General features: G+C 65.7%; 15 protein-coding genes and 3 rRNA genes. 3 read left to right on the top strand and 15 right to left on the bottom strand.

Translation table 11 applies throughout. The features are described from left to right. Positions 1-26 precede the first annotated feature (26 nt). On the top strand, positions 27-1,574 hold the full coding sequence (locus tag FIV50_RS15395) for an amino acid permease (RefSeq protein ID WP_140038184.1): 1,548 nt from the start codon (positions 27-29) through the stop codon (positions 1,572-1,574). Between the two features lie 18 nt (positions 1,575-1,592). Here the strand turns inward: FIV50_RS15395 and FIV50_RS15400 are convergent, their stop codons facing one another. Next, entirely contained in the window at positions 1,593-1,865 is a 273-nt protein-coding gene (locus FIV50_RS15400; protein WP_042537810.1) for a metal-sensitive transcriptional regulator, read from the bottom strand. Positions 1,866-1,941: 76 nt separating this feature from the next. On the opposite strand from FIV50_RS15400, the gene FIV50_RS15405 reads away from it, so the two are divergent. Further along, positions 1,942-3,219 (top strand): DUF445 domain-containing protein, encoded by a 1,278-nt coding sequence (locus FIV50_RS15405; RefSeq protein WP_140038185.1) that lies wholly within the window; start codon positions 1,942-1,944, stop codon positions 3,217-3,219. Positions 3,220-3,330: 111 nt separating this feature from the next. Here the strand turns inward: FIV50_RS15405 and hutI are convergent, their stop codons facing one another. Genes hutI through hutH form a run of 3 tightly spaced genes read right to left on the bottom strand, consistent with a single transcriptional unit; the run spans position 3,331 to position 7,767 of the window. Then, on the bottom strand, positions 3,331-4,539 hold the full coding sequence (gene hutI / locus FIV50_RS15410; protein WP_140038186.1) for an imidazolonepropionase: 1,209 nt from the start codon (positions 4,537-4,539) through the stop codon (positions 3,331-3,333). Beyond that, positions 4,536-6,233 carry a urocanate hydratase gene (gene hutU / locus FIV50_RS15415; protein WP_181164241.1) on the bottom strand — a complete coding sequence of 566 codons (1,698 nt, stop codon included), beginning with the start codon at positions 6,231-6,233 and terminating at the stop codon, positions 4,536-4,538. Before hutU ends, hutI begins: the two co-directional genes overlap by 4 nt. Continuing rightward, entirely contained in the window at positions 6,226-7,767 is a 1,542-nt protein-coding gene (hutH, locus tag FIV50_RS15420; protein ID WP_140038187.1) for a histidine ammonia-lyase, read from the bottom strand. Before hutH ends, hutU begins: the two co-directional genes overlap by 8 nt. A 58-nt stretch (positions 7,768-7,825) precedes the next feature. Here hutH and FIV50_RS15425 point away from each other — a divergent pair, with 58 nt between their 5' ends. Continuing rightward, complete coding sequence (locus FIV50_RS15425) at positions 7,826-8,596, top strand: IclR family transcriptional regulator (RefSeq protein ID WP_375137382.1); 771 nt, start codon at positions 7,826-7,828, stop codon at positions 8,594-8,596. 75 nt (positions 8,597-8,671) lie between these two features. Here FIV50_RS15425 and rrf read toward each other — a convergent pair. The 11 genes from rrf to FIV50_RS15480 all read right to left on the bottom strand — a co-directional run bounded on the left by rrf (position 8,672) and on the right by FIV50_RS15480 (position 23,928). Continuing rightward, a 5S ribosomal RNA gene (gene rrf / locus FIV50_RS15430) occupies positions 8,672-8,788 on the bottom strand. Positions 8,789-8,894: 106 nt separating this feature from the next. Then, a 23S ribosomal RNA gene (locus FIV50_RS15435) occupies positions 8,895-11,998 on the bottom strand. A 407-nt stretch (positions 11,999-12,405) separates the two neighbouring features. Further along, positions 12,406-13,930: ribosomal RNA gene (locus tag FIV50_RS15440) — 16S ribosomal RNA — on the bottom strand. Together the 16S, 23S and 5S rRNA genes form the textbook arrangement of a ribosomal RNA operon. Before the next feature lie 600 nt (positions 13,931-14,530). Next, positions 14,531-15,730 carry an ornithine--oxo-acid transaminase gene (rocD, locus tag FIV50_RS15445; protein ID WP_140038189.1) on the bottom strand — a complete coding sequence of 400 codons (1,200 nt, stop codon included), beginning with the start codon at positions 15,728-15,730 and terminating at the stop codon, positions 14,531-14,533. Then, positions 15,727-16,614 carry a dimethylargininase gene (ddaH, locus tag FIV50_RS15450; protein ID WP_140038190.1) on the bottom strand — a complete coding sequence of 296 codons (888 nt, stop codon included), beginning with the start codon at positions 16,612-16,614 and terminating at the stop codon, positions 15,727-15,729. The genes rocD and ddaH overlap by 4 nt, the downstream gene beginning before the upstream one ends. Before the next feature lie 164 nt (positions 16,615-16,778). Continuing rightward, positions 16,779-17,825 carry an NAD(P)-dependent alcohol dehydrogenase gene (locus FIV50_RS15455; protein WP_181164242.1) on the bottom strand — a complete coding sequence of 349 codons (1,047 nt, stop codon included), beginning with the start codon at positions 17,823-17,825 and terminating at the stop codon, positions 16,779-16,781. Position 17,826: 1 nt separating this feature from the next. Further along, positions 17,827-18,057 (bottom strand): helix-turn-helix transcriptional regulator, encoded by a 231-nt coding sequence (locus tag FIV50_RS15460; protein ID WP_042541438.1) that lies wholly within the window; start codon positions 18,055-18,057, stop codon positions 17,827-17,829. Beyond that, positions 18,057-18,503, bottom strand: coding sequence for a hypothetical protein (locus FIV50_RS15465; protein ID WP_258184303.1), 447 nt, complete (start codon positions 18,501-18,503; stop codon positions 18,057-18,059). Before FIV50_RS15465 ends, FIV50_RS15460 begins: the two co-directional genes overlap by 1 nt. A gap of 212 nt (positions 18,504-18,715) precedes the next feature. Continuing rightward, positions 18,716-22,408 carry a proline dehydrogenase family protein gene (locus tag FIV50_RS15470; RefSeq protein ID WP_140038191.1) on the bottom strand — a complete coding sequence of 1,231 codons (3,693 nt, stop codon included), beginning with the start codon at positions 22,406-22,408 and terminating at the stop codon, positions 18,716-18,718. A 130-nt stretch (positions 22,409-22,538) separates the two neighbouring features. Next, complete coding sequence (locus FIV50_RS15475) at positions 22,539-23,363, bottom strand: hypothetical protein (RefSeq protein ID WP_181164243.1); 825 nt, start codon at positions 23,361-23,363, stop codon at positions 22,539-22,541. Between the two features lie 4 nt (positions 23,364-23,367). Then, positions 23,368-23,928 (bottom strand): acyl-CoA thioesterase, encoded by a 561-nt coding sequence (locus FIV50_RS15480; protein WP_140038192.1) that lies wholly within the window; start codon positions 23,926-23,928, stop codon positions 23,368-23,370. Positions 23,929-24,005: the final 77 nt, after the last annotated feature.

The raw sequence follows: 24,005 nt of genomic DNA on the forward strand, positions 1-24,005 counted from the left end.
CCTGCACGCATGCGAACGGAGAGCGGATGTCCCAGCAGAGCAATGAATCCCGCAAGGTCGCCGGAGCGACCTATACACGCGCCGCGAGTGACTATTTCGAGAAGCGCACCCTGAAGAGGTCGGCCGGAGTCTGGGGACTGTGGGGCCTCGCGGTCGCCGCCGTGATCTCGGGCGACTTCTCGGGGTGGAACTTCGGCATCGACTTCGCAGGCTTCGGCGGGATGCTCATCGCCTTCGCGATCCTCGTCGCGATGTACTACGGCATGATCTTCGCGATCGGCGAGATGGCGGCCGCGATGCCGCACACCGGGGGCGCCTACTCGTTCGCCCGCTCGGCCATGGGTCCGTGGGGCGGCCTCGTCACCGGAGCCGCCGAGACGATCGAGTACGTCGCGACCACGGCGGTGATCGTCTACTTCTCGGCGTCGTATGCCAACGGCATCACGAGTGAGCTGCTCGGCCTCGAACTACCCGGATGGGTCTGGTACCTCATCCTCTACATCGTCTTCATCGCCCTGAACTCCGCGGGCGCCGCCATCTCGTTCCGCTTCGCGATCATCGTGTCGGTGATCTCGATCGGGATCATCCTGGTCTTCTCGGCCATGGCGCTCTTCTCAGGCGCGTTCTCGTGGGATGCCCTGTGGGACATCGTCCCCGACGAGGGCCAGTCGACCTTCCTCCCCCACGGCGTCCTGCCGATCCTCTTCGCGCTGCCGTTCGCGATGTGGTTCTTCCTGGGCATCGAGGAGCTGCCGCTCGCGGCGGAGGAATCGCACAACCCGACCCGCGACATCCCCAAGGCGGGATTCTGGGCTCGCGGCACCCTCATCGTCACCGGCCTCCTGGTGCTCTTCCTCAACACCGGCGTGCTCGGTGCCGAAGCGACAGGCACCGCGGGCGAGCCGCTGCTCGACGGCTTCCGCGCGATCGTGGGCGACCAGCTCGCCGCCGTGCTGGCGCTGTTCGCGCTGATCGGCCTGCTCGCTTCGCTGCAGGGCATCATGTTCGCCTACGGACGCAACATGTACTCGCTGTCTCGCGCCGGGTACTACCCGCGCTTCCTCTCGCTCACCGGCAAGCGCCAGACCCCCTGGGTCGCGCTCACCGTCGGCGCCGCAATCGGCTTCGTGGCGCTCATCGTGCTCGACGTGCTCACCGCGGTCGACTCCGAGGGCGCGGGAAACGTCGCGGGTGCGATCGTGCTGAACATCGCCGTCTGGGGCGCCGTCGTCGCTTACGCGCTCCAGCTCGTGTCGTTCATCATCCTGCGCAAGAAGTTCCCGAACGTCGACCGCCCGTACGTCAGCCCGTGGGGCATCCCGGGTGCCGTGATCGCGCTGGTGATCGCCGCGCTGATCTTCGTGGGCTTCCTGCTCAACCCGACCTTCGGCCCGGCGATCATCGCGATCGCGATCGTCTACGCGATCATCCTGCTCGGATTCGGCCTGTTCTTCCGGCACCGCCTCATCCTCTCCCCCGAAGAGGAGTACGCGCTGTCGGGCGGCTCACACGGAGACCCACAGGCCGAGGGGTACGACGCGATGGAGGGCGAGATCTTCGACGGCAAGCGGTGACGGCGCAGGAGCGCGGCTCTACTTGCGGTCGAAGTCGAACGCCTTGAGCAGCTCGTCGACAGCCTTGTCGCGCTCCTCCCCGCCCTCGTCGAACATGTGCGTCACGTGCGTCCGCAGATGATTCTCGAGCAGCAGACGGTTCAGCGACTCCAGTGAACGCTGGATCGCGCGGGACTGCGTGATGATGTCCATGCAGTACTCCTCGTTCTCGATCATCCGCGCGACGCCGCGCATCTGACCCTCGAGGATGCTGGTGCGGTGCAGGGCACGCTTCTTGATGTCTTCGATCACGTTTCGAGGGTACTCGGGTCCTGCGCGTATGGCGCTGGCCGAGCTCAGAGGGAACTCCGCGTGAAAGGATGACGTCATGCCGCGAACACCGATGGCGCTCCTGTCGCCCGCAGACCAGGCGCGGCTCCGCGCTCTCCGACGGATGAAAGCGGTGGCGCTGGGCGCGCTGATCTTCATGGCCGTCGTCTTCGTCTTCGCGTTCGCGTTCCAGGAACGGCAGCCCTGGCTGGGCTACGTGCGGGCAGCCGCAGAAGGCGGGATGGTCGGCGCGCTGGCCGACTGGTTCGCCGTGACCGCGCTGTTCCGTCGGCCGCTCGGCCTGCCGATCCCGCACACGGCGATCATCCCGAACCGCAAGGACGAGATCGGCCGCACGCTCGGCGAGTTCGTCGAGACGAACTTCCTCGAGGCGAGCGTCGTGCGCACCAAGCTCGCCAGCACCGCGATCGCCAAGCGCGCCGGCGAATGGCTGAGCGAGCCCGCCCACGCCGAGCGCGTGGGCGCCGAGGGAGCGACGATCGCGACTGCCGTGCTCAACGCCCTCAGCGACGACGACGTGCGGGACCTCATCACCGACCTCGCTCGCGAGCACCTCGTCTCCCCCGAGTGGGGCCCGCCCGCCGGCGCCTGGCTCGAGAAGATCGTCGAGGCAGACGCGCACCACGGAGCCGTCGACCTTGCCGCCGACAGCATCGGCCGGTGGCTCGATGCGAACGCCGAGTCGTTCTCGGGGCTCATCTCGCGGAGACTTCCCGGGTGGGTGCCGAAGCTCGCGCACCGGTTCGTCGACGACACCGCCTACAACGAGGCCGTCAAGTTCGTGCGCGCTGTGCAGGCCGATCCGCAGCACCCGGCCCGAATCGCCGTCGACGGGTACCTCGCCCGCCTCGCCGACAGCCTGCAGAACGACCCGGAGACCCGGGCCAAGCTCGAGAACGCCAAGTCCTCGCTGTTCGACAGCCCTCGCGTGGGCGCCCTCGCCGCCGAGGCGTGGAACACCGCCAAGAACGGACTCCTCGCCGCCCTCGCCGACCCCGAGAGCGGACTGCGCGTGCGCGCGGCTCAGGCCCTGCAGGAGGTCGGCCAACGACTGACGACGGATGCCGCGCTGCAGCACCGCGTCGACACGTGGGTGTCGGATGCCGCCGTCTTCCTCGTCGACCGCTACCGCCACGACATCGCGTCGATCATCACCGACACCGTCGAGCGCTGGGACCCGGTCGAGACCACCGAGAAGATCGAGCTCATGGTCGGCCGCGACCTGCAGTACATCCGCCTGAACGGCACGTTCGTCGGCGCGCTCGCGGGCCTCGCGATCTTCACGATCGCGCACCTGGTCATTCCCGGGGTCTGACCTCGCATCCGTGCCTAGCGACAGCGAGCTGCGCCAGGTCGGCACGCCGAACAGCACGGCATCCGCGTCATCCTCCGCTGCTGCGAACGTGGGCCGGCACGCGGCCAGAGGTCATCGTGCGGCAGTGCCGAGATTCCCCGCGGCACGAGCCGCGATGACCGCAGCACCGTCTTTCCAGACCTGATCGACGAGCGGCACTCCCGGTCGATACGCGAGATGGATGCGAGTGGGAGCTTTCAGCAGCACGAGATCGGCCCGCGCACCCGGCGTGATCACGCCGACGTCGTCGCGCCGCAGCGCGAGGGCGCCACCCGCGGTCGCCGCCCACACGGCTTCAGCGGGTGTCATCCCCATGTCGCGCACCGCGATCGCGATGCAGAACGGCATCGACGAGGTGAAGCTCGATCCCGGGTTCGTGTCGCACGCGATCGCCACCGTGACGCCCGCGTCGATGAGTCGACGCGCATCGGGGTACGGCTGGCGGGTCGAGAACTCGACGCCGGGCAGCAGAGTGAGCACGGTGTCGGATGCCGCGAGCGCGGCGACATCGGCATCCGTCAGGTAGGTGCCGTGGTCGACGGATGCCGCGCCGAGCTCGACCGCGAGACGGACTCCATCACCGGGGCCGAGCTGGCTCGCGTGCACGCGGGGCAAGAGGCCCTTCGCGATGCCGGCTTCGAGCACGCGCCGGGACTGCTCGACGGAGAACGCCCCGGTCTCGCAGAACACGTCGATCCACTTCGCATACGGCGCGCACGCCTCGAGCATCGGGCCCGCCACCAGCTCGACGTACTCGTCGGCACGGTCGGCATAGTCCGCGGGAACCACGTGCGCACCGAGGAAGGTGACCTCCGGCGTCACCTCGGCGGCGAGCCCGACCAGGCGCTCCTCATGCTCGACGCTCAGCCCGTACCCGCTCTTGATCTCGACCGTCGTCGTGCCCTGCTCGAGCATCTCGTCGAGGAATCCGCGCAGTCGTGCGCGCAGCTCGTCATCGCTCGCCGCTCGAGTCGCCGCGACGGTCGAGCGGATGCCGCCGGCAGCGTATCTCTGCCCCGCCATCCGCGCCTCGAACTCGGCGGCACGATCGCCGCCGAACACGAGGTGGCTGTGGCTGTCGACGAACCCGGGGATGACAGCGTGACCGGACGCATCCACGGTCTCGTCGGCATCCGGTGCGTCGGCGGCGGGTCCGACCCAGGCGATCCGCTGGCCGTCGATGAGAACGGCCGCGTCGACAAGGGTCCCGAAACGGTCGCCGCCGGATGAGCCGACGTTGGTCGTCAGCTCTCCGATGTTCGTGATCAGCGTGGTGCTCATAGCATCGGCACCTTCAGGCCGCGCTCCCGGGCGATGTCGCGAGCGTGCTCGTACCCTGCGTCGACGTGTCGCATGACACCGGTGCCCGGGTCGTTCGTGAGCACGCGTTCGAGCTTCTCCGCGGCGAGCGCCGAGCCGTCGGCCACGGTGACCTGGCCCGCGTGGATCGAGCGGCCGATCCCGACGCCGCCGCCGTGGTGCAGAGACACCCACGAAGCGCCGGATGCCGTGTTGAGCAGCGCGTTCAGCAGCGGCCAGTCGGCGATGGCATCCGAACCGTCCTTCATGGCCTCGGTCTCGCGGTAGGGCGATGCGACCGAACCCGAGTCGAGGTGGTCGCGGCCGATCACGATCGGCGCAGCCAGCTCACCCGACGCCACCATCTCGTTGAACTTGAGGCCCGCCAGGTGACGTTCCTTGTAGCCGAGCCAGCAGATGCGGGCGGGCAGTCCCTCGAAGTGCACCTTCTCGCCGGCCTTCTCGAGCCAGCGGTGCAGAGCCTTGTCTTCGGGGAAGAGCTCGGCGATCGCACGGTCGGTCTTGTAGATGTCCTCGGGGTCGCCCGAGAGCGCGGCCCAGCGGAAGGGCCCGCGGCCCTCTTCGAACTGAGGGCGGATGTACGCCGGCACGAATCCGGGGAACTCGAAGGCACGGTCGAAGCCGCCCAGCTGCGCCTCCGCGCGGATCGAGTTGCCGTAGTCGAAGACCGCGGCGCCTGCGTCCTGGAACGCGACCATCGCCGCGACGTGCTGCGCCATCGATTCGCGCGAGCGGCGGGTGAACTCCTCGGCATCCCGCTCGGCCTCGGCCCTCCACTCGGCGACGGTGATGCCGACCGGCAGGTACGCGAGCGGATCGTGCGCACTGGTCTGGTCGGTGACGATGTCGATCGGCACGCCCCGACGCAGCAGCTCGGGGAAGACCTCCGCCGCGTTGCCGACGACACCGACCGACAGAGCCTCGCCGGCATCCTTCGCCGCGACGACGCGGGCGATCGCCGCGTCGAGGTCTGTCGTGTACTCGTCGAGGTATCCGTGCTCCACCCGACGCGCGAGGCGCGACTCGTCGACGTCGACGATGAGCACGGCCCCGTCGTTGAGGGTGACCGCGAGCGGCTGCGCGCCGCCCATTCCGCCGGCGCCGCCGGTCAGAGTCAGAGTGCCCTTCAGCGATTCCCTGCCGAGGGATCGGGCGACCGCCGAGAACGTCTCGTACGTTCCCTGCAGGATGCCCTGGGTTCCGATGTAGATCCATGACCCTGCGGTCATCTGGCCGTACATGATCAGACCGAGCTCTTCGAGGCGGCGGAACTCGGGCCAGTTCGCCCAGTCGCCCACGAGATTGGAGTTGGCGATGAGCACCCGCGGTGCCCACTCGTGGGTGCGGAAGACACCGACCGGCTTGCCCGACTGCACGAGAAGCGTCTCATCGGGCTCGAGCTCGTCGAGGGTGCGGACGATCGCGTCGTACGCCTCCCAGCTGCGCGCGGCCTTGCCGGTGCCGCCGTAGACGACGAGGTCTTCGGGGTGCTCGGCCACTTCGGGGTCGAGGTTGTTCATCAGCATCCGCTTGGCGGCTTCGGCACCCCAGCTCTTGGCGGTGCGCTGGTTGCCGCGGGCGGCTCGGACCACGCGCGGCCCCGCCGCGGTCGGCGTCGAGGTTGCGGTCGTCGACGTGGTGATGGTGTCAGTCATGCGCGTGCTCCTTTGCGATGCGGGCGATGGCACCGGACTGCACGAGTGCGGTCACGGCTTCGATGTCTGGAGAGAGGTAGCGGTCGGGCCCCGGTCCCGCGGCGACGGTGCGCACCAGATCGCGCACGGCGCCGGTCGCAGGTCCGGCCTGCAGCGGAGCCCGCAGGTCGAGCGCGCGTGCCCCGGTGAGGATCTCGATGGCGACGACCCGGCCGAGTCCGTCGATCGCCCGACGGAGCTTGCGGGCCGCGGCCCAGCCCATCGACACGTGGTCCTCCTGCATCGCCGACGACGGGATCGAGTCGACGGATGCCGGCACGGCAAGGCGCTTGAGCTCCGAGACGATGCCTGCCGAGGCGTACTGAGCGATCATCAGCCCCGAGTCGACACCGACCTCGTCTGCCAGAAACGGAGGCAGCCCGTGGTTGCGTGCCGGATCGAGCGCCCTGTCGGTGCGACGCTCGGATATCGAGGCGACGTCTGCGACCGAGATCGCGAGGAAGTCGAGCACCGCAGCAACCGGCGCGCCGTGGAAGTTGCCGTTCGACTCGATACGGCCGTCGAGGGTGATGACCGGGTTGTCGATCACGCTGGCGAGCTCTCGCTCGGCGATCGTCGAGGCATAGCCCATCGTGTCGCGCGCGGTCCCATGCACCTGAGGCGAGCAGCGCAGCGAGTACGCGTCTTGCACGCGGCCGTCCTCCGGACCCTTGTGGCTGTGCACGATGGGCGAATCACCGAGGAAGGCCCGCAGGTTCGAGGCCGATTCCGCCTGGCCCGACTGCGGACGCAGCGCCATGAGGTCGGCCGCGAACACGGCATCCGTCCCCATCTGCGACTCCACCGACATCGCCGCCGCCATGTCTGCCGTGAGCAACAGCGTCTCGAGGTCATGCAGCGCCAGCACGAGCATTCCCAGCATGCCGTCGGTGCCGTTGATCAGCGCGAGTCCCTCCTTCTCGACGAGAGTGAGCGGTTCGATGCCTGCGGCTGAGAGCGCCTCGGATGCCGGAACGAGTTCGTCATCCGCCGTGCGGACGTCTCCCTCCCCCATCGTGGCGAGGGCGATGTGAGCCAGTGGAGCGAGGTCGCCCGAGCAGCCGAGCGAGCCGTACTCGCGGACGATCGGGGTGATGCCCGCGTTCAACAGAGCCGCATAGGTCTCGACGACGACCGGCCGTACGCCCGTTCTCCCCGAGGCCAGCGTCTGCAGGCGCAGCAGCTGCAGCCCGCGCACGACCTCGCGCTCGACCTCGGCGCCGGTTCCTGCCGCGTGCGAGCGGATGAGGCTGGCCTGCAGCTGCAGCCGGCGATCCGGGGCGATGAAGGTCGTGGCGAGTGCACCGAACCCGGTGGAGACCCCGTAGTGCGGGTGCGGGTCGGCGGCGAGGCCGTCGATGACCCGGCGCGTGTCCGCCACTCGGGCGAGAGCTGCGGGGCTGATCGTGACGGGGGCGCTGTGCCGGCCGACCGCGACGACATCGGCACTACTCAGGGGGGCATCGCCGACGAGGACGGGGGACAGTTCGGTCATGTGTCGATTCCACACCCGCCGAGTCGCGGGCGACAGCGGTTCGTGGGATCCTTTGTCTGTGATCCCAGACAGATCGGATGCCGCAACTCAGGTCCCGGCAGCGGACAACACGCTGCGTATCCTGCGCTACCTCGCCGGGCGGCCGGCCCCGGTCGCTGCATCGGCCATCGCTCGCGAGCTCGAGCTGCCGCGTTCGACCGTGTATCACCTGCTCACCACTCTTGCGGCGCACGGCTTCGTGCTGCACATGAAGGAGGACCGGCGCTGGGGCCTCGGCACTTCGGCGTTCGAGCTCGCGGGAGGCTATGCGCGACAGCAGCCTCTGGCACGTCTGGGGCGACCGCTCGTCGCGGCGCTGTCAGACCGCCTCGGCGAGAGTGCGCACCTCGCGGTGATGAGCGGTGGCGACGTGCTTTATATCGTCGAAGAGCGTGCGCCACGACGTCAGGCCCTCATCACCGATGTCGGAGTACGACTCCCGGCTCATCTGACCGCGTCGGGTCGAGCGATGCTGGCGGCGCTCCCCCGGGAACAGGTCCGCGCTCTCTATCCGAGCGCTTCAGCGTTTCCCGATCGCACCGGACTGGGGCCCCGCACACCGAGCCAACTGCGCGAACTGCTCCGCACGGTGCGCGCACGGGGTTATGCCACGGAAGACAGCGAGGTCGCCGACGGTCTGCGCAGTGTCGGCGCCGTCGTCCGGGATCATGCGGGGTGGCCCGTCGCCGCGGTCGCGGTGACCTGGGCGGGGGGCGAGCTCGATGGACGCACGCTCGCGGATCCCGTGATCGAGACGGCCGCCGTGCTCGAGTCCCGGATCAAGCGGTGATAACGCGCGCGGGCACGAACGCACGTTAACGCAGAAAAGCCACCCAACATTGGGTGGCTTTTCTGTGTAAAAGAAGTCCGGCGGTGTCCTACTCTCCCACAGGGTCCCCCCTGCAGTACCATCGGCGCTGTGAGGCTTAGCTTCCGGGTTCGGAATGTAACCGGGCGTTTCCCTCACGCTATGGCCGCCGAAACACTATAGATGTTTCAATCAAAACACATAACAAAGTCATTGTCATGCGGTTCTCGACCGTACATCGAGAACCACTCAGTGGACGCGTAGCACCAACAAACGGTGTGTTATCAAGTCATCGGCTTATTAGTACCAGTCAGCTGCATGCATTACTGCACTTCCACATCTGGCCTATCAACCCAGTAGTCTGGCTGGGAGCCTCTCACCCGAAGGTATGGAAATCTCATCTTGAGGCCGGCTTCCCGCTTAGATGCTTTCAGCGGTTATCCATCCCGAACGTAGCTAATCAGCGGTGCTCCTGGCGGAACAACTGACACACCAGAGGTTCGTCCAACCCGGTCCTCTCGTACTAGGGTCAGATCCTCTCAAATTTCCTACGCGCGCAGCGGATAGGGACCGAACTGTCTCACGACGTTCTAAACCCAGCTCGCGTACCGCTTTAATGGGCGAACAGCCCAACCCTTGGGACCTACTCCAGCCCCAGGATGCGACGAGCCGACATCGAGGTGCCAAACCATGCCGTCGATATGGACTCTTGGGCAAGATCAGCCTGTTATCCCCGAGGTACCTTTTATCCGTTGAGCGACAGCGCTTCCACAAGCCACTGCCGGATCACTAGTCCCGACTTTCGTCCCTGCTCGACCTGTCAGTCTCACAGTCAAGCTCCCTTGTGCACTTACACTCGACACCTGATTGCCAACCAGGTTGAGGGAACCTTTGGGCGCCTCCGTTACTTTTTGGGAGGCAACCGCCCCAGTTAAACTACCCACCATGCACTGTCCCTGAACCGGATTACGGTTCGAAGTTAGATATCCAGAGTGACCAGAGTGGTATTTCAACAATGACTCCACATGAACTGGCGTCCATGCTTCACAGTCTCCCACCTATCCTACACAAGCCACACCGAACACCAATACAAAGCTATAGTAAAGGTCACGGGGTCTTTCCGTCCTGCTGCGCGTAACGAGCATCTTTACTCGTAATGCAATTTCGCCGAGTTCGCGGTTGAGACAGTTGGGAAGTCGTTACGCCATTCGTGCAGGTCGGAACTTACCCGACAAGGAATTTCGCTACCTTAGGATGGTTATAGTTACCACCGCCGTTTACTGGGGCTTAAATTCTCAGCTTCGCCTTGCGGCTAACCGGTCCTCTTAACCTTCCAGCACCGGGCAGGCGTCAGTCCGTATACATCGTCTTGCGACTTGGCACGGACCTGTGTTTTTAGTAAACAGTCGCTACCCACTAGTCTCTGCGGCCTCCAAACGCTTTCGGAGCAAGTCCTAATACGTCGAAGGCCCCCCTTCTCCCGAAGTTACGGGGGCATTTTGCCGAGTTCCTTAACCACGATTCTCTCGATCTCCTTGGTATTCTCTACCTGACCACCTGAGTCGGTTTGGGGTACGGGCGGCTTGAACCTCGCGTCGATGCTTTTCTTGGCAGCATAGGATCATCCACTTTCTATCCGCATCGTGTCTCAGCCTCTGTGAGAGACGGATTTGCCTATCTCTCGGCCTACGCACTTGCACCGGGACAACCATCGCCCGGCTGGACTACCTTCCTGCGTCACACCTGTTAATACGCTAACCGCACCAGAATGGGGTCGTGCGCTAGGCCCAACGCGTCACCCCGAAGGGATCAGTCACTGGGATTCAGACACTTAGCACTACTGGATTAGTTTGGGCGGTTCTTCGCCGGTACGGGAATATCAACCCGTTGTCCATCGACTACGCCTGTCGGCCTCGCCTTAGGTCCCGACTTACCCAGGGAAGATTAGCTTGACCCTGGAACCCTTGGTCTTTCGGAGGACGTGTTTCTCACACGTCTTTCGCTACTCATGCCTGCATTCTCACTCGTGTAGCCTCCACGGCTGGTTTACACCGCCGCTTCGCTGGCCACACGACGCTCTCCTACCCATCAACACGGCTGGACCACGAAGGCCTACCAATAATGTCAATGCCACAACTTCGGTGGCGTGCTTGAGCCCCGTTACATTGTCGGCGCGGAATCACTTGACCAGTGAGCTATTACGCACTCTTTCAAGGGTGGCTGCTTCTAAGCCAACCTCCTGGTTGTCAAGGCAACTCCACATCCTTTCCCACTTAGCACGCGCTTTGGGACCTTAGTTGGTGGTCTGGGTTGTTTCCCTCTCGACTATGAAGCTTATCCCCCACAGTCTCACTGCTGCGCTCTCACTTACCGGCATTCGGAGTTTGGCTGACGTCAGTAACCTTGTAGGGCCCATCGGCCATCCAGTAGCTCTACCTCCGGCAAGAAACACGCAACGCTGCACCTAAATGCATTTCGGAGAGAACCAGCTATCACGAAGTTTGATTGGCCTTTCACCCCTATCCACAGCTCATCCCCTCAGTTTTCAACCTAAGTGGGTTCGGTCCTCCACGACGTCTTACCGTCGCTTCAACCTGGCCATGGATAGATCACTTCGCTTCGGGTCTAGGACATGCGACTGAATCGCCCTATTCAGACTCGCTTTCGCTACGGCTACCCCTCAACGGGTTAACCTCGCCACATATCGCTAACTCGCAGGCTCATTCTTCAAAAGGCACGCTGTCACAGCTACTAAGGCTGCTCCAACGGTTTGTAAGCAAACGGTTTCAGGTACTATTTCACTCCCCTCCCGGGGTACTTTTCACCTTTCCCTCACGGTACTTGTCCGCTATCGGTCATCTGGGAGTATTTAGGCTTATCAGGTGGTCCTGACAGATTCACACGGGATTTCACGGGCCCCGTGCTACTTGGGATACTCTTCGCGCCAAGGGAGGCATTTCGACTACGGGGTTGTCACCCTCTATGACCGGCCTTTCAAGACCGTTCGTCTATACCATCTTGTAACGCCGCCATCTCGGCAGAGATGACTGAAAAGTCCCACAACCCCCAACGTGCAACGCCTGCCGGCTATCACACACGCTAGGTTTAGCCTGTTCCGGTTTCGCTCGCCACTACTAACGGAATCGCGGTTGCTTTCTCTTCCTGTGGGTACTGAGATGTTTCACTTCCCCACGTTCCCTCTACCCGCCCTATATATTCAGGCGGGAGTCACTAGGTCGGCACGCCGCCCAGCGGGGTTTCCCCATTCGGACACCCTCGGATCAAAACTTGCTTATCAGTTCCCCGAGGCTTATCGCAGATTGCTACGTCCTTCTTCGGCTCCAGATGCCAAGGCATTCACCGTTTGCTCTTAAAGACTTGATAAATCACATGAGTTTGAATCAGAATCGACACCAGACACAAGGCCTGGCTTGAAATTGACTAATGATCTTTAAGATCATCTTGTGCAACCGACCGAAGCCGGCTGCAAGATGCTCGCGTCCACTGTGTAGTTCTCAAAGTACGGGCGGTACCCCTTCTCGCCTCCCCCACAAGGGAAACAACAAGAGGCCCAGAGGTACAGAAACGATCCGAAGATCGCATCCGGTCCCTCAGGACCCAACAGCGTGCAGGCACGACACCCGAAACCCTCCCCGTTCCCACCGCAAGCGGTGTACTAAGCGAGAGCTTCTTCCTTCGCACCATGTCAAATGTTCCACCCATGAGCTCCCAGCGAGAAACGAACGTCCTCGATCTGGGTTCTGGACTCCGAAGAGTCAGATGCTCCTTAGAAAGGAGGTGATCCAGCCGCACCTTCCGGTACGGCTACCTTGTTACGACTTAGTCCTAATTACCGATCCCACCTTCGACGGCTCCCTCCACAAGGGTTAGGCCACCGGCTTCAGGTGTTACCGACTTTCATGACTTGACGGGCGGTGTGTACAAGACCCGGGAACGTATTCACCGCAGCGTTGCTGATCTGCGATTACTAGCGACTCCGACTTCATGAGGTCGAGTTGCAGACCTCAATCCGAACTGGGACCGGCTTTTTGGGATTCGCTCCACCTCGCGGTATTGCAGCCCTTTGTACCGGCCATTGTAGCATGCGTGAAGCCCAAGACATAAGGGGCATGATGATTTGACGTCATCCCCACCTTCCTCCGAGTTGACCCCGGCAGTATCCCATGAGTTCCCACCATTACGTGCTGGCAACATAGAACGAGGGTTGCGCTCGTTGCGGGACTTAACCCAACATCTCACGACACGAGCTGACGACAACCATGCACCACCTGTTTACGAGTGTCCAAAGAGTTGACCATTTCTGGCCCGTTCTCGTATATGTCAAGCCTTGGTAAGGTTCTTCGCGTTGCATCGAATTAATCCGCATGCTCCGCCGCTTGTGCGGGTCCCCGTCAATTCCTTTGAGTTTTAGCCTTGCGGCCGTACTCCCCAGGCGGGGAACTTAATGCGTTAGCTGCGTCACGGAATCCGTGGAATGGACCCCACAACTAGTTCCCAACGTTTACGGGGTGGACTACCAGGGTATCTAAGCCTGTTTGCTCCCCACCCTTTCGCTCCTCAGCGTCAGTTACGGCCCAGAGATCTGCCTTCGCCATCGGTGTTCCTCCTGATATCTGCGCATTCCACCGCTACACCAGGAATTCCAATCTCCCCTACCGCACTCTAGTCTGCCCGTACCCACTGCAGGCCGGAGGTTGAGCCTCCGGATTTCACAGCAGACGCGACAAACCGCCTACGAGCTCTTTACGCCCAATAATTCCGGATAACGCTTGCGCCCTACGTATTACCGCGGCTGCTGGCACGTAGTTAGCCGGCGCTTTTTCTGCAGGTACCGTCACTTTCGCTTCTTCCCTGCTAAAAGAGGTTTACAACCCGAAGGCCGTCATCCCTCACGCGGCGTTGCTGCATCAGGCTTGCGCCCATTGTGCAATATTCCCCACTGCTGCCTCCCGTAGGAGTCTGGGCCGTGTCTCAGTCCCAGTGTGGCCGGTCACCCTCTCAGGCCGGCTACCCGTCGACGCCTTGGTGAGCCATTACCTCACCAACAAGCTGATAGGCCGCGAGCCCATCCCCAACCAATAAATCTTTCCAGTAACTGACCATGCGGTCGCTACTCGTATCCAGTATTAGACGCCGTTTCCAGCGCTTATCCCAGAGTCAGGGGCAGGTTGCTCACGTGTTACTCACCCGTTCGCCACTGATCCCACAGAGCAAGCTCCGTGTTCACCGTTCGACTTGCATGTGTTAAGCACGCCGCCAGCGTTCATCCTGAGCCAGGATCAAACTCTCCGTAAAAAAGAAATGCATACGACACCGGGAAAACGGTGACGCAGCGAGTTTGATGCTGACCAAAGAGACAAATTCATTGCTGACTTCATCCGAATGCCAACCCCCCGAAAGGAGTTGGTCTTTGATCCAAAGGAATTCTCACCCAGCCGAAGCTAGACGAGGATAATTTGGCATTTGACAAGTGCACGCTGTTGAGTTCTCAAGGATCGGATGCTCCCACGACCCAGTCATCACAACCAGGCCCGAAGGGCAACTTCTCTATCTTATCTTCGCATTTCCGGCTGTCAAATCGACACGCCGTAATGTTCAGAACCAGATCTGCAGCTCGGGGCTCAAGGCCGCCGAGGCAACTTCACTAGCTTATCCGTTCCGGAGTCGCTGTCAAATCGACCGCTTCTCCGTAGTGGAAGCTCCAGGTCAGACAGAAGTATGTCTGCGATCTGCTCCGAGGAGCTGATCGAGTGGAGGTGGTTCTCCGCTTGAGGGGGGTGAAGCTCTCGGCCTCTCCGCTTCCCTGTGGGGCGAACAAGTAATAAGTTACGTGGGTTCCGGGGTTACGGCAAATCCAGGCTGTCCGCCGGGCGTGTCGCCCGGCGGACAGGGGATTCAGTCCCCCAGTACCAGCTTCAGCTGCTCGACGGCCCAGTCGAGCTCGGTCGCGCGGATGACGAGCGGCGGCGCGATGCGGATGGTCTGCCCGTGCGTGTCTTTCACCAGCACCCCACGATCGAGCAGCTTCTCGGCGACCTCGCGTCCGGTGCCCTTTGCGGGGTCGATGTCGACGCCCGCCCACAGGCCGGCGATGCGCACCTCGGTGACACCATGACCCTTCAGCGGTTCGAGCCCGGCGGCGAGGTGGGCACCGAGTGCGCGAGCGCGCTCCTGGAACTCCCCCGACTCGAGCATCTCGACCACGCGCAGGCCCACAGCTGCGGCGAGCGGATTGCCACCGAAGGTCGACCCGTGCTCACCGGGACGGATGACTCCGAGCACATCGGAGTCGCCCACCACAGCGGACACCGGCAGGATGCCGCCACCCAACGCCTTGCCCAGCAGGTACAGGTCGGGCACGACACCCTCACGGTCGCATGCAAAGGTCTCGCCCACGCGTCCGAGGCCGGACTGGATCTCGTCGGCGATGAACAGCACGTTCTTCTCGTCGCAGATCTCGCGGATGCGGCGCAGGTACCCCTCCGGCGGGATCACCACTCCGCCCTCGCCCTGGATCGGTTCGATCAGCACGGCGGCGGTGTCTTCGGTGATCGCGGCGGCGATGGCATCCGCATCCCCGTAGGGAACCACGTCGAAGCCCGGCGTGTAGGGGCCGAAGTCGGCTCGCGCCTGCTCGTCGTCGCTGAAGCTGACGATCGTGGTGGTGCGTCCGTGGAAGTTCCCGGCGGCGACGATGATCCGCGCCTGACCGTCGGCGATGCCCTTGACCCGATATCCCCAGGCGCGGGCGACCTTGATGCCCGTCTCGACTGCTTCGGCACCGGTGTTCATCGGCAGCACCATGTCTTTGCCGGCGAGCTTCGACAGCGCCGCCGCGAACGGCTCGAGCCGATCGCTCTGGAACGCCCGGCTGACCAGCGTGACCCGACCGAGCTGCTCGGTGAGAGCCGCGACGAGAGCAGGATGCCGGTGGCCGAAGTTCACCGCCGAGTAGGCGGCGAGCAGATCGAGGTACCGCTTGCCCTCGACATCCGTCACCCAGGCTCCGTCACCGCGCGCGATGTTGACCGGCAGCGGGTGATAGTTGTGGGCGACGTGCGGCTCTGCCGACACGTCCGCGTCGACGGCGGTCACGCCTCACCGCGCAGTTCGAGAGTGCAGCACTTGATGCCGCCGCCGCCGAGCAGCAACTCGGACAGGTCGACCATGATCGGGTTGTAGCCGCGCTCGCGCAGCTGCTTCTCGAAGCCGAGGGCGCGCGGCGAGATGACCACGTTGTAGCCGTCGCTCGCCGAGTTGAGGCCGAACACGGACCCGTCCTCGTCGGACACGAGGATCGCGTCGGGGAACCGCTCCTCGAGGATCGCCCGACTGGCGTCGTCGAAGGCACCGGGCAGGTACGCGATGTTCGCGCGCTCGGGGCCGCCGTTCTCGACGCCCTGCACCGGGTCCAGCACGGCGATCGCGGTGTCGAGGTGGTAGAAGCGCGGGTCGACGAGGTTGAGCGACACGACCTCACGGCCGAAGACCTCACCGACCTCGCGGTGGCTGTCGCCTGTCGAGCGGAAGCCTGTGCCCGCGAGGATCACGTCGCCGACGAGCAGGAAGTCACCCTCGCCCTCATTGACCTCTTCGGGGATCACGGTGTCGTAGCCGGCGCCGCGGAACCAGTCGGCGAACGCGGGGGCCTCGCCCTGACGCTCGACGAAACGGAACTTCGGCACATACGCGCGACCGTCGATCAGGAACCCGCCGTTCGCGGTGTAGACCATGTCGGGGTACCCGGCGAGGGGCTCGATCAGCTCGACCTCGTGACCGAGCTCGAGGTAGAGGTCGTGCAGCTTCTGCCACTGCTCGACGGCCCGCGCGGTGTCGGTGGGCTTCGCCGGCTCCATCCACGGGTTGATCGAGTAGTTCACCGTGAAGTGCGACGGCTTGCACATCAGATAACGACGGTGGTGTGCGGTGCGGACCGGGGTTGCGGTCTCGGATGCCGGCGCAGTGGTTTCGACAGACATGGGGCTCCTCGAACGGATGCGGCGGACGCTGTCCAGGGGCCCGGCGGTCCTTCGACCCGCGTCGCTCGGTGAGAGCCGACGCCAGGGGAAGATGCGACTCGGGCACGCCAGCATCCATTCTGTCACCCGCCCCCTGGACGCCGCCAGAGCGCGGCGCCTCGGGGTCAGATTCCGCGCACGACCACCTTGCCCACCGTGTGGCCCGCCTCGAGGTGAGCGAGGGCGGCGGACGCCTCGTCGAAGGAGTACTCCCGCTCGATCACGGGCGTGATGCGCCCCTCCGCCGTGAGCTCGAGCAGCTTGGCCAGGATCTCGGGTCGAGCCGTCGCCGCCAGCGGATGGATGCGGCGACTCGACCCGATCGACAGGAACGCCGCCTTCAGCATCCGCGGGATCGGTCCGAGCACGTGCCCTCCGTCACCGGTCACGAGCACCACCGAGCCGCCGCGCACGACGAGTCGCTGCAGTTCGCGCAGCCCCATGCCGCCGGCGATGTCGATCACCGCGTCGAAATGCGCGGCAGGCAGATCGGCCAGCGGCGACGTGCGGTGGTCGAGGGTGCGCACGGCACCGAGGTGCTCGACGAGCCGGGCGTTGCGTTCGCCGCACGTGGCCCAGACCTCGGCGCCGCGCAGTGCGGCGAGCTGCACCGTGAACGTGCCGACTCCCCCGGAGGCTCCGATCACGAGAACGCGCGGAACGTGTCCGGCGGCGCTGCCTCTGGCCGGGCGAAAGCCGATCCCCGCGCGGTCGAGAGCCTGCCAGGCCGTACCCGCCGAGACCGTCAGGCACGCTGCGGTCTCGGATGTGACATCGGGCCGGATCGGCACGAGACGGGCAGCAGGCACAGCGACATGCGACGCGAGTCCTCCACCGCCGGTGAGCTCACCGACGACGCGTTCTCCGAGTTCGGCGCCGATCGCGTTCGGGCCCACCTCCACGACGGTTCCGGCGACCTCCATGCCGCGCACCGGATACTTGGGACGTGTCAGCCCGAAGATCGGGCGCACGAGCAGCGGATCACCGAGCATGAGACGGACGTCACCGGCGTGGAGCGCGGTCGCCTCGACTCGCAGCACCACCTCGCCGTGTCGAGGCACGGGAACGGGGATCTGCTCGAGTCGGAAGCCGTCGGCCGAGCCGTAGGTGTCGCGACTCCACGCCGGCATCATCTCGGTCTTGTTCGTCGGGGTCTTGTCGGTCTCGGTCATGTCACACCTCCGTGCTCGTGGGTTGCGGGTACTGGAACAGGTCGTCGAGCCCCACGCCGAAGGCGCGGGCGATCTGGAACGCGAGCTCGAGCGACGGGGAGTACTTCTCCTGCTCGATCGCGATGAGCGTCTGCCTGGTCACGCCGATGCTGCGGGCGAGTTCGGCCTGGGTGAGTCCGGCCGCTTCGCGGTGAGCGCGGATACGGTTGGAGACGAGTGTGGGCTTGACCATCAGACGAGTCCCCGGCGGTAGGCGACGACTCGCGCGACGCTGCCGACCATGGCCGAGACGGCGAACCCCGCGAACATCGTGTTGGCGATCCAGAAGAGGTCGGCGCCCACCGCGCACAGGGTGATCACGCCGAGACCGGCGATCACGACGAAGGACTGCTCGACGCGGCTGCCCATGCGACTGATGTCGCGGTCGCGGACATCGGACTTGCCGACCCCATCGGGATCCTTCGCGCCGGCGATCATCCCCCAGACGATGCTGAGCACGATCGTGGCCACGATGCCGACACCGATCGTCCACATCATGAGCGGAAACCAGTCGACGTCGGCCACCGGGCCGCCGGCGGCCTGCTGCAACACGATGACGACATATGCCCCGATCACCACCACGCCGACGATGAGCCCGGCCCAGGCATTGCGCTCTTCGTAGACCATGATGCCTCCCATGTAAAAGATTCTTGACACGAGAGTACGCCTGCGGCATCCGCGGTGTCAAGAATTCTTTACACATGTGCCGTGCGCCCCCAGCCGGGGTCAATAACGCATCCGCGCTCGCAGGCGGGGTCAAGAACGCACCGGAATCGCGCGATTCCGGTGCGAATTGACCCCGTACAGCGGCGGGGCGGAGCTCGGGACGCGGATGCCGACGCGCGGGAGCCTCAGATGACCGCGGCGCTCCAGTCGTCGGGGTTGCCGTAGCGGTGCGCGGTGATCGCGATCGCCTGCTCGTGCACGAAGGGCAGCAGCTCGATGCGCCCGGCAGAGGTGACCTCGCCGTCGTACACCGCGAGATCCGGGTCGCCTTCGACTGCGGCGGCCAGCGCACGGTGCAGTGCGGCCACCGAGTCTCGCGGGCCGACCAGCCGTGCCCGGCTCGGCCGCAGCTCGCCGTCGATCGACTCGAGCACTGCACGGGAGTCGTCGCCGCGGCGCCGCATCCGCTCGATCCATTCGTCGTCGGTCTCCATGTAGACGACGGCCCCGAGTTCGCCGAGCGCGTGGCGCACCGCAGGGGGCAGACCGACGGGGGTCGAGAGCACGAATCCTGCTCCGGCGCGCACCGCGGCGATGACGACGCGCAGCAGCTCCTGCCAGCCGGCATCCGCAGTGGCCCTGATCGCGACAGGCACGGGACGGTAGCGGAACAGGTTGCGCTCGACACCGAGGTGCGAGACGTCACGCACCTGCCCGAACTCGCGGTCCCAGGCGAGCGCATCCGCGAGCGCCGAGCGACGCAGCCACTCGAACGCCTCGAAGCCGAGCGAGGGCTGTGCCGACTCGATGAGGTCGGTGATGCGCGAGTCGAGTCCGCGCAGGTGCAGCGTGCTCGACACCGTGCCGGATCCGCTCGAGCGCCACGACCCGAGTCCGATCAGGTAGTTCGGTCCGCCCGCCTTGGCACCGGGTCCGACCGACGAGCGCTTCCACCCGCCGAACGGCTGCCGCTGCACGATCGCACCGGTGATGCCGCGGTTCACATAGAGGTTGCCGGCCTGCACCCGATCGAGCCACAGGGCGAGCTCGGCCGGGTCCTGCGTGTGCAGCCCCGCCGTCAGGCCGTACTCGACCGCGTTCTGCAGCTCGATCGCCCGCTCGAGCGTGGGTGCGTGCATGATGCCCAGCACCGGCCCGAAGAACTCCTCGGTGTGGAACCGCGACCCCGGTTGCACTCCGACGCGGATGCCCGGTCGCCACAGCCGACCGGTGGGGTCATCGTCCGAGACGGCCGGCTTGATGAGCCACTGCTCGTCACCCTCGAGTTCGGTGAGCGCCCAGGCGAGCTTGCCCTGGGGGCGTTCGATCACGGGTCCGACCTCGGCCAGCGGATCGGCAGGCCAGCCGACGTGTAACGAACGCGTGGCATCGGCCAGCTGTCGGGCGAATCTCTTCGACCGCCCGACCGGGCCGACGAGGATCGCGAGCGAGGCCGCCGAGCACTTCTGCCCCGCATGCCCGAAGGCGCTGCGCACCAGATCGGCGACCGCGAGATCGAGATCCGCCGATGGGGTGATGATCATCGCGTTCTTGCCGCTCGTCTCGGCGAGCAGCGGCAGGTCGGGCCGCCACGAGCGGAACAGCGCAGCTGTCTGCCACGAGCCGGTGAGGATGACGCGGTCGACCGACTCGTGCGAGATCAGCTCGCGACCGAGGTCGCCCTCTTCGATGTCGACGAGCGCGAGCACATCGCGCGGCACACCGACCTCCCACAGGGTCTCGGCGATGACGGCGGCGCAGCGACGCGACTGCGGGGCGGGCTTGAACACGACGCCGGAGCCTGCGGCGAGCGCGGCCAGCACTCCCCCGGCCGGAATCGCGAGGGGGAAGTTCCACGGAGGAGTGACGACCGTGACGCGCGCCGGTTCGAATGCGGCGCCGGCGACGGCATCCAGCTCTCTGGCCTTGGCCGCGTAGTAGCGGGCGAAGTCGACGGCCTCGCTGACCTCGACGTCGGCCTCGGCGAACACCTTGCCCGTCTCGGAGGCGGCGACCTCGATGAGGTCTCCTCGCCGCCCCTCGAGCGCTGCCGCCGCGCGCAGCAGCACCTCGGCGCGTTCGGTGGCGGGTCGCGCGCCCCAGAGGTCTGCGGCCTCACGCACCCCGGCGATCGTGCTCTCGAGCGTATCGGCGTCGTCGACGCGGGCCGCGTCGATGGTCGCGACACCGAGGGTCGAGTCGGCGATGCGCTCATGGATCTCGCGCGCCCAGTCGCGGTTGGCCGGAAGCGACGGATCGCTGTCAGGGGTGTTCACGAAGCCGGGAGCACCACCCGTCGCCTCGTCGAGCTCGCGCGGAGCGTAGACCGCCGTCTCGAGGAACGGCCCGCCGGTGTCATCCGACCCGCGGGAGATGCCGAGCACCGCCTGGGTGAGTCCTTCTTCGGGCGCAGGCGCCACGGGCACGGGGCGCATCGACTCGTGCACCGGCGCCAGCCGATCCTGGCTGCGCAGCGCGCCCACCCGCAGCGTCGGCGACGTCGAACGGTCGACGGCATCGAGGAACCTGTCGCGCTCTCGCACGAAGAGCGACTCGTCGTCGCCCAGCCGGAACGCGGCGGAGAGGAAGTTGTCGCTCGACGCGTTCTCTTCGAGCCGACGCACGAGATAGCTGATGGCGACATCGAACTCGCCCGGGTGCACGACCGGCACGTAGAGCAGCACCTCGCCGACCTCGCGCGACACCGCCTGCACCTGCCCCTGCGCCATGCCGAGCAGCATCTCGAACTCGACCGGCGGCTGGGAGTTCGCGGCCGCCCCGTCGACGGCACGCACCCCGCGCTCGCCCGCGAGCAGCCACGCATAGGCGATGCCGAAGAGGTTGTGCCCGGCGATGCCCAGACGCACCGCATCGACGTTCTCAGGACGCAGGGCCCAGTCGAGGCAGCGCAGATAGTTGGCGTCGGTGTCGAGCTTGGTGTCGTAGGTGGCCTGCGTCCACCCGTGCATGCGCGCCTCGACCCGCTCCATCGCGAGGTTCGCTCCCTTGACGAGCCGCACCTTGATGGGGGCTCCGCCGTGGTCGACGCGCTCGCGCGCCCAGGCGGTGAGCTGCTGCAGGGCCGGCAGGGCGTCGGGCAGATACGCCTGCAGCACGATGCCCGCCTCGAGGCCTTCGAGACGCGGATCCTCGAGGATGCGGGTGAACACCGCGATCGTCAGATCGAGATCGCGGTACTCCTCCATGTCGAGGTTGATGAAGGTGCGATCCGAGGTGGCCGTCAGGTACAGCGGAAGCAGTCGCTCGACGACCGACTCGACGACCTCGTCGAACGCCCACATCGAGATGTGGCTGATGATCGCCGACACCTTGACCGACACGTAGTCGACATCGGGGCGACGGATCAGCTCGTGGATGCCGTCGAGCCGCCGCTGCGCCTCGTCCTCACCCAGCACCGCCTCGCCGAGCAGGTTGAGATTGAGCCTGGCGCCCGATTCGCGGATCTTCGCGATCGCGGGCCCGAGCTTCGCCGGGCGGGCGTCGACCACCAGGTGGCCGACCATGTCGCGCAGCACCCGACGGGCGATGGGCACCACGGGTGTCGGCAGCATCTGGGCGACGCCGCCACCGAGCCGCACGGCCGACCGCAGGTACCAGGGCAGGAATTCGGGCACGATCGGAGCGATGCGGTGCAGCTGGGATGCCGCGGCGCTCAGGCTCTCGGGGCGCATGACGCCGTCGACGAATCCCAGCGTGAACGGCAGCCCGTTGGCATCCTGCAGCACACCGGCGAGGCGCTCTGCCGCCGGGTCGACATCGGCGGCCGCGGCCTCGATCACCCAGCGACGGGCGAGCTCGACCGCACGGTCCGCGAGCGAGACGGATTCGGGATCCGTGGTGGGCATCGGGTCGGCCATGAGCTCAGCCTAGGACTGCAGTGCCCGCCTGCCCGTGAGCGACGGTCGCGTCGGGTGGTTCCTGTCGCAGTCCGTGCCGTCGGCCGCGCGAACGGGCGGCACGAAGTGGACCGCAACCGAGAGGGAGCGCTCAGAGCGCGGCGATCATCTCGTCGTAGCCCTCACGGAAGGTCGGATACTCCAGATCGCCGAGGAACTCCTGCAAGAGGCGCCCCTCGAGCACAGTCCCGCCGCCGACCTCGGGATCGAGATACGGCGGAGGCGCGACTCCGAGCCGGGAGGCGATGTGCGCGACGACGTCTCCGAGCAGCACCGGCTCGCGATCCACGGCATGGATCAGCGGGGGCGCGGAGTCGGCTCGCAGCATCGCCTCGAGCAGCCGCACGAGATCGGTCTCGTGGATGCGGTTGGTGCGGCGGGTGTGGTCGACGGCCGCACCCTCGCGCACCCGTCGGATGAGGAAGTCGCGACCGGGTCCGTAGATGCCGGCCGGGCGCACGATGCGCGCACCGAACAGCTCCATTGCCAGGTGCTCGCCCTCGACCAGATCGCCGCCCCGCTCGCTCGACACCCGCGACGCATCCCGCTCGGTCAGCGGCGTCTCGCCGGGGCGCCCCTCGAACACCCGCGTCGACGACACGAACACGACCCGCTCCGGCATCGTCGGCAGGGCTTTCGCGAGGCCCCGCAGCGCGGGCGGATAGATCGAGGTGCCCTCGGTGCTCGGCGGCAGGGTGATCACGACCGAGTCGAACGCCGGGAGTTCGACTTCGAGCGGATGCCGCAGATCGGCCTCGATCGTCGGGAACGGCATGTCGCCCGCGTTGCGCCGCATGGCGGTGACGTGGGAGCCCGCTGCCGTGAGTCGCTCGCCGAGGCGGATGCCGAGCTTGCCGCATCCGACCAGCAGCACGTCGCCCGGTGCGCGTGTCTCGAGACCCCAGGGATCGGTCACGGCGTCAGTTCCACACGCTCGGCGCGGGGGTGCGCACGGGAGGCAGAGCGGATGCCGCGGCCCAGTCGTGCACCCAGGCGTCGATCTCGGGCACGCCCTCGGGCTTGCCGACGGCGGCGAACAGCTCTTCGTTGCTGACCGTGCCGCCGGTGCGACGCAGCATCCGCGAGCGCACGATCACCCGTGCATAGATCTCGCCGCCGACGACGGCTCGGTGCTCGAGGAACACGGCCTTGTCGTCATGTCCGATGAACCGGGACTGCACCTCGAACCGCTGCCACAGCTGCAGGGACTTGCGGAAGGTCACGGTCTCGCTCGACACCACGGCGTACCAGCCGCGCTCGTTCATCGCGTCGAACAGTCCCGTGCGGATCAGTAGGTCCCAGCGGCCGAGGTCGAACAGAGACAGGTATCGACCGTTGTTCATGTGGCGCAGGATGTCGATGTCGGTGGGGAGGGTCGTCAGTCTGATGCTGCTGACGGAGGCAGCGTCGAGGGTCTTGCCCCGGCGCACTCGACGTCGGGCGGAGAGAATCACGAGGAGAGTGCGCCAGATCACGTTCACGAGGATCGATCGTAGCCATCGACGAACGATTCGCGAACATCGTTGTGCGATCCCTCCAGGGGTGCATTCTCGGCCTG

This window comes from Microbacterium foliorum (assembly GCF_006385575.1).
GTDB lineage: Bacteria > Actinomycetota > Actinomycetes > Actinomycetales > Microbacteriaceae > Microbacterium > Microbacterium foliorum_B.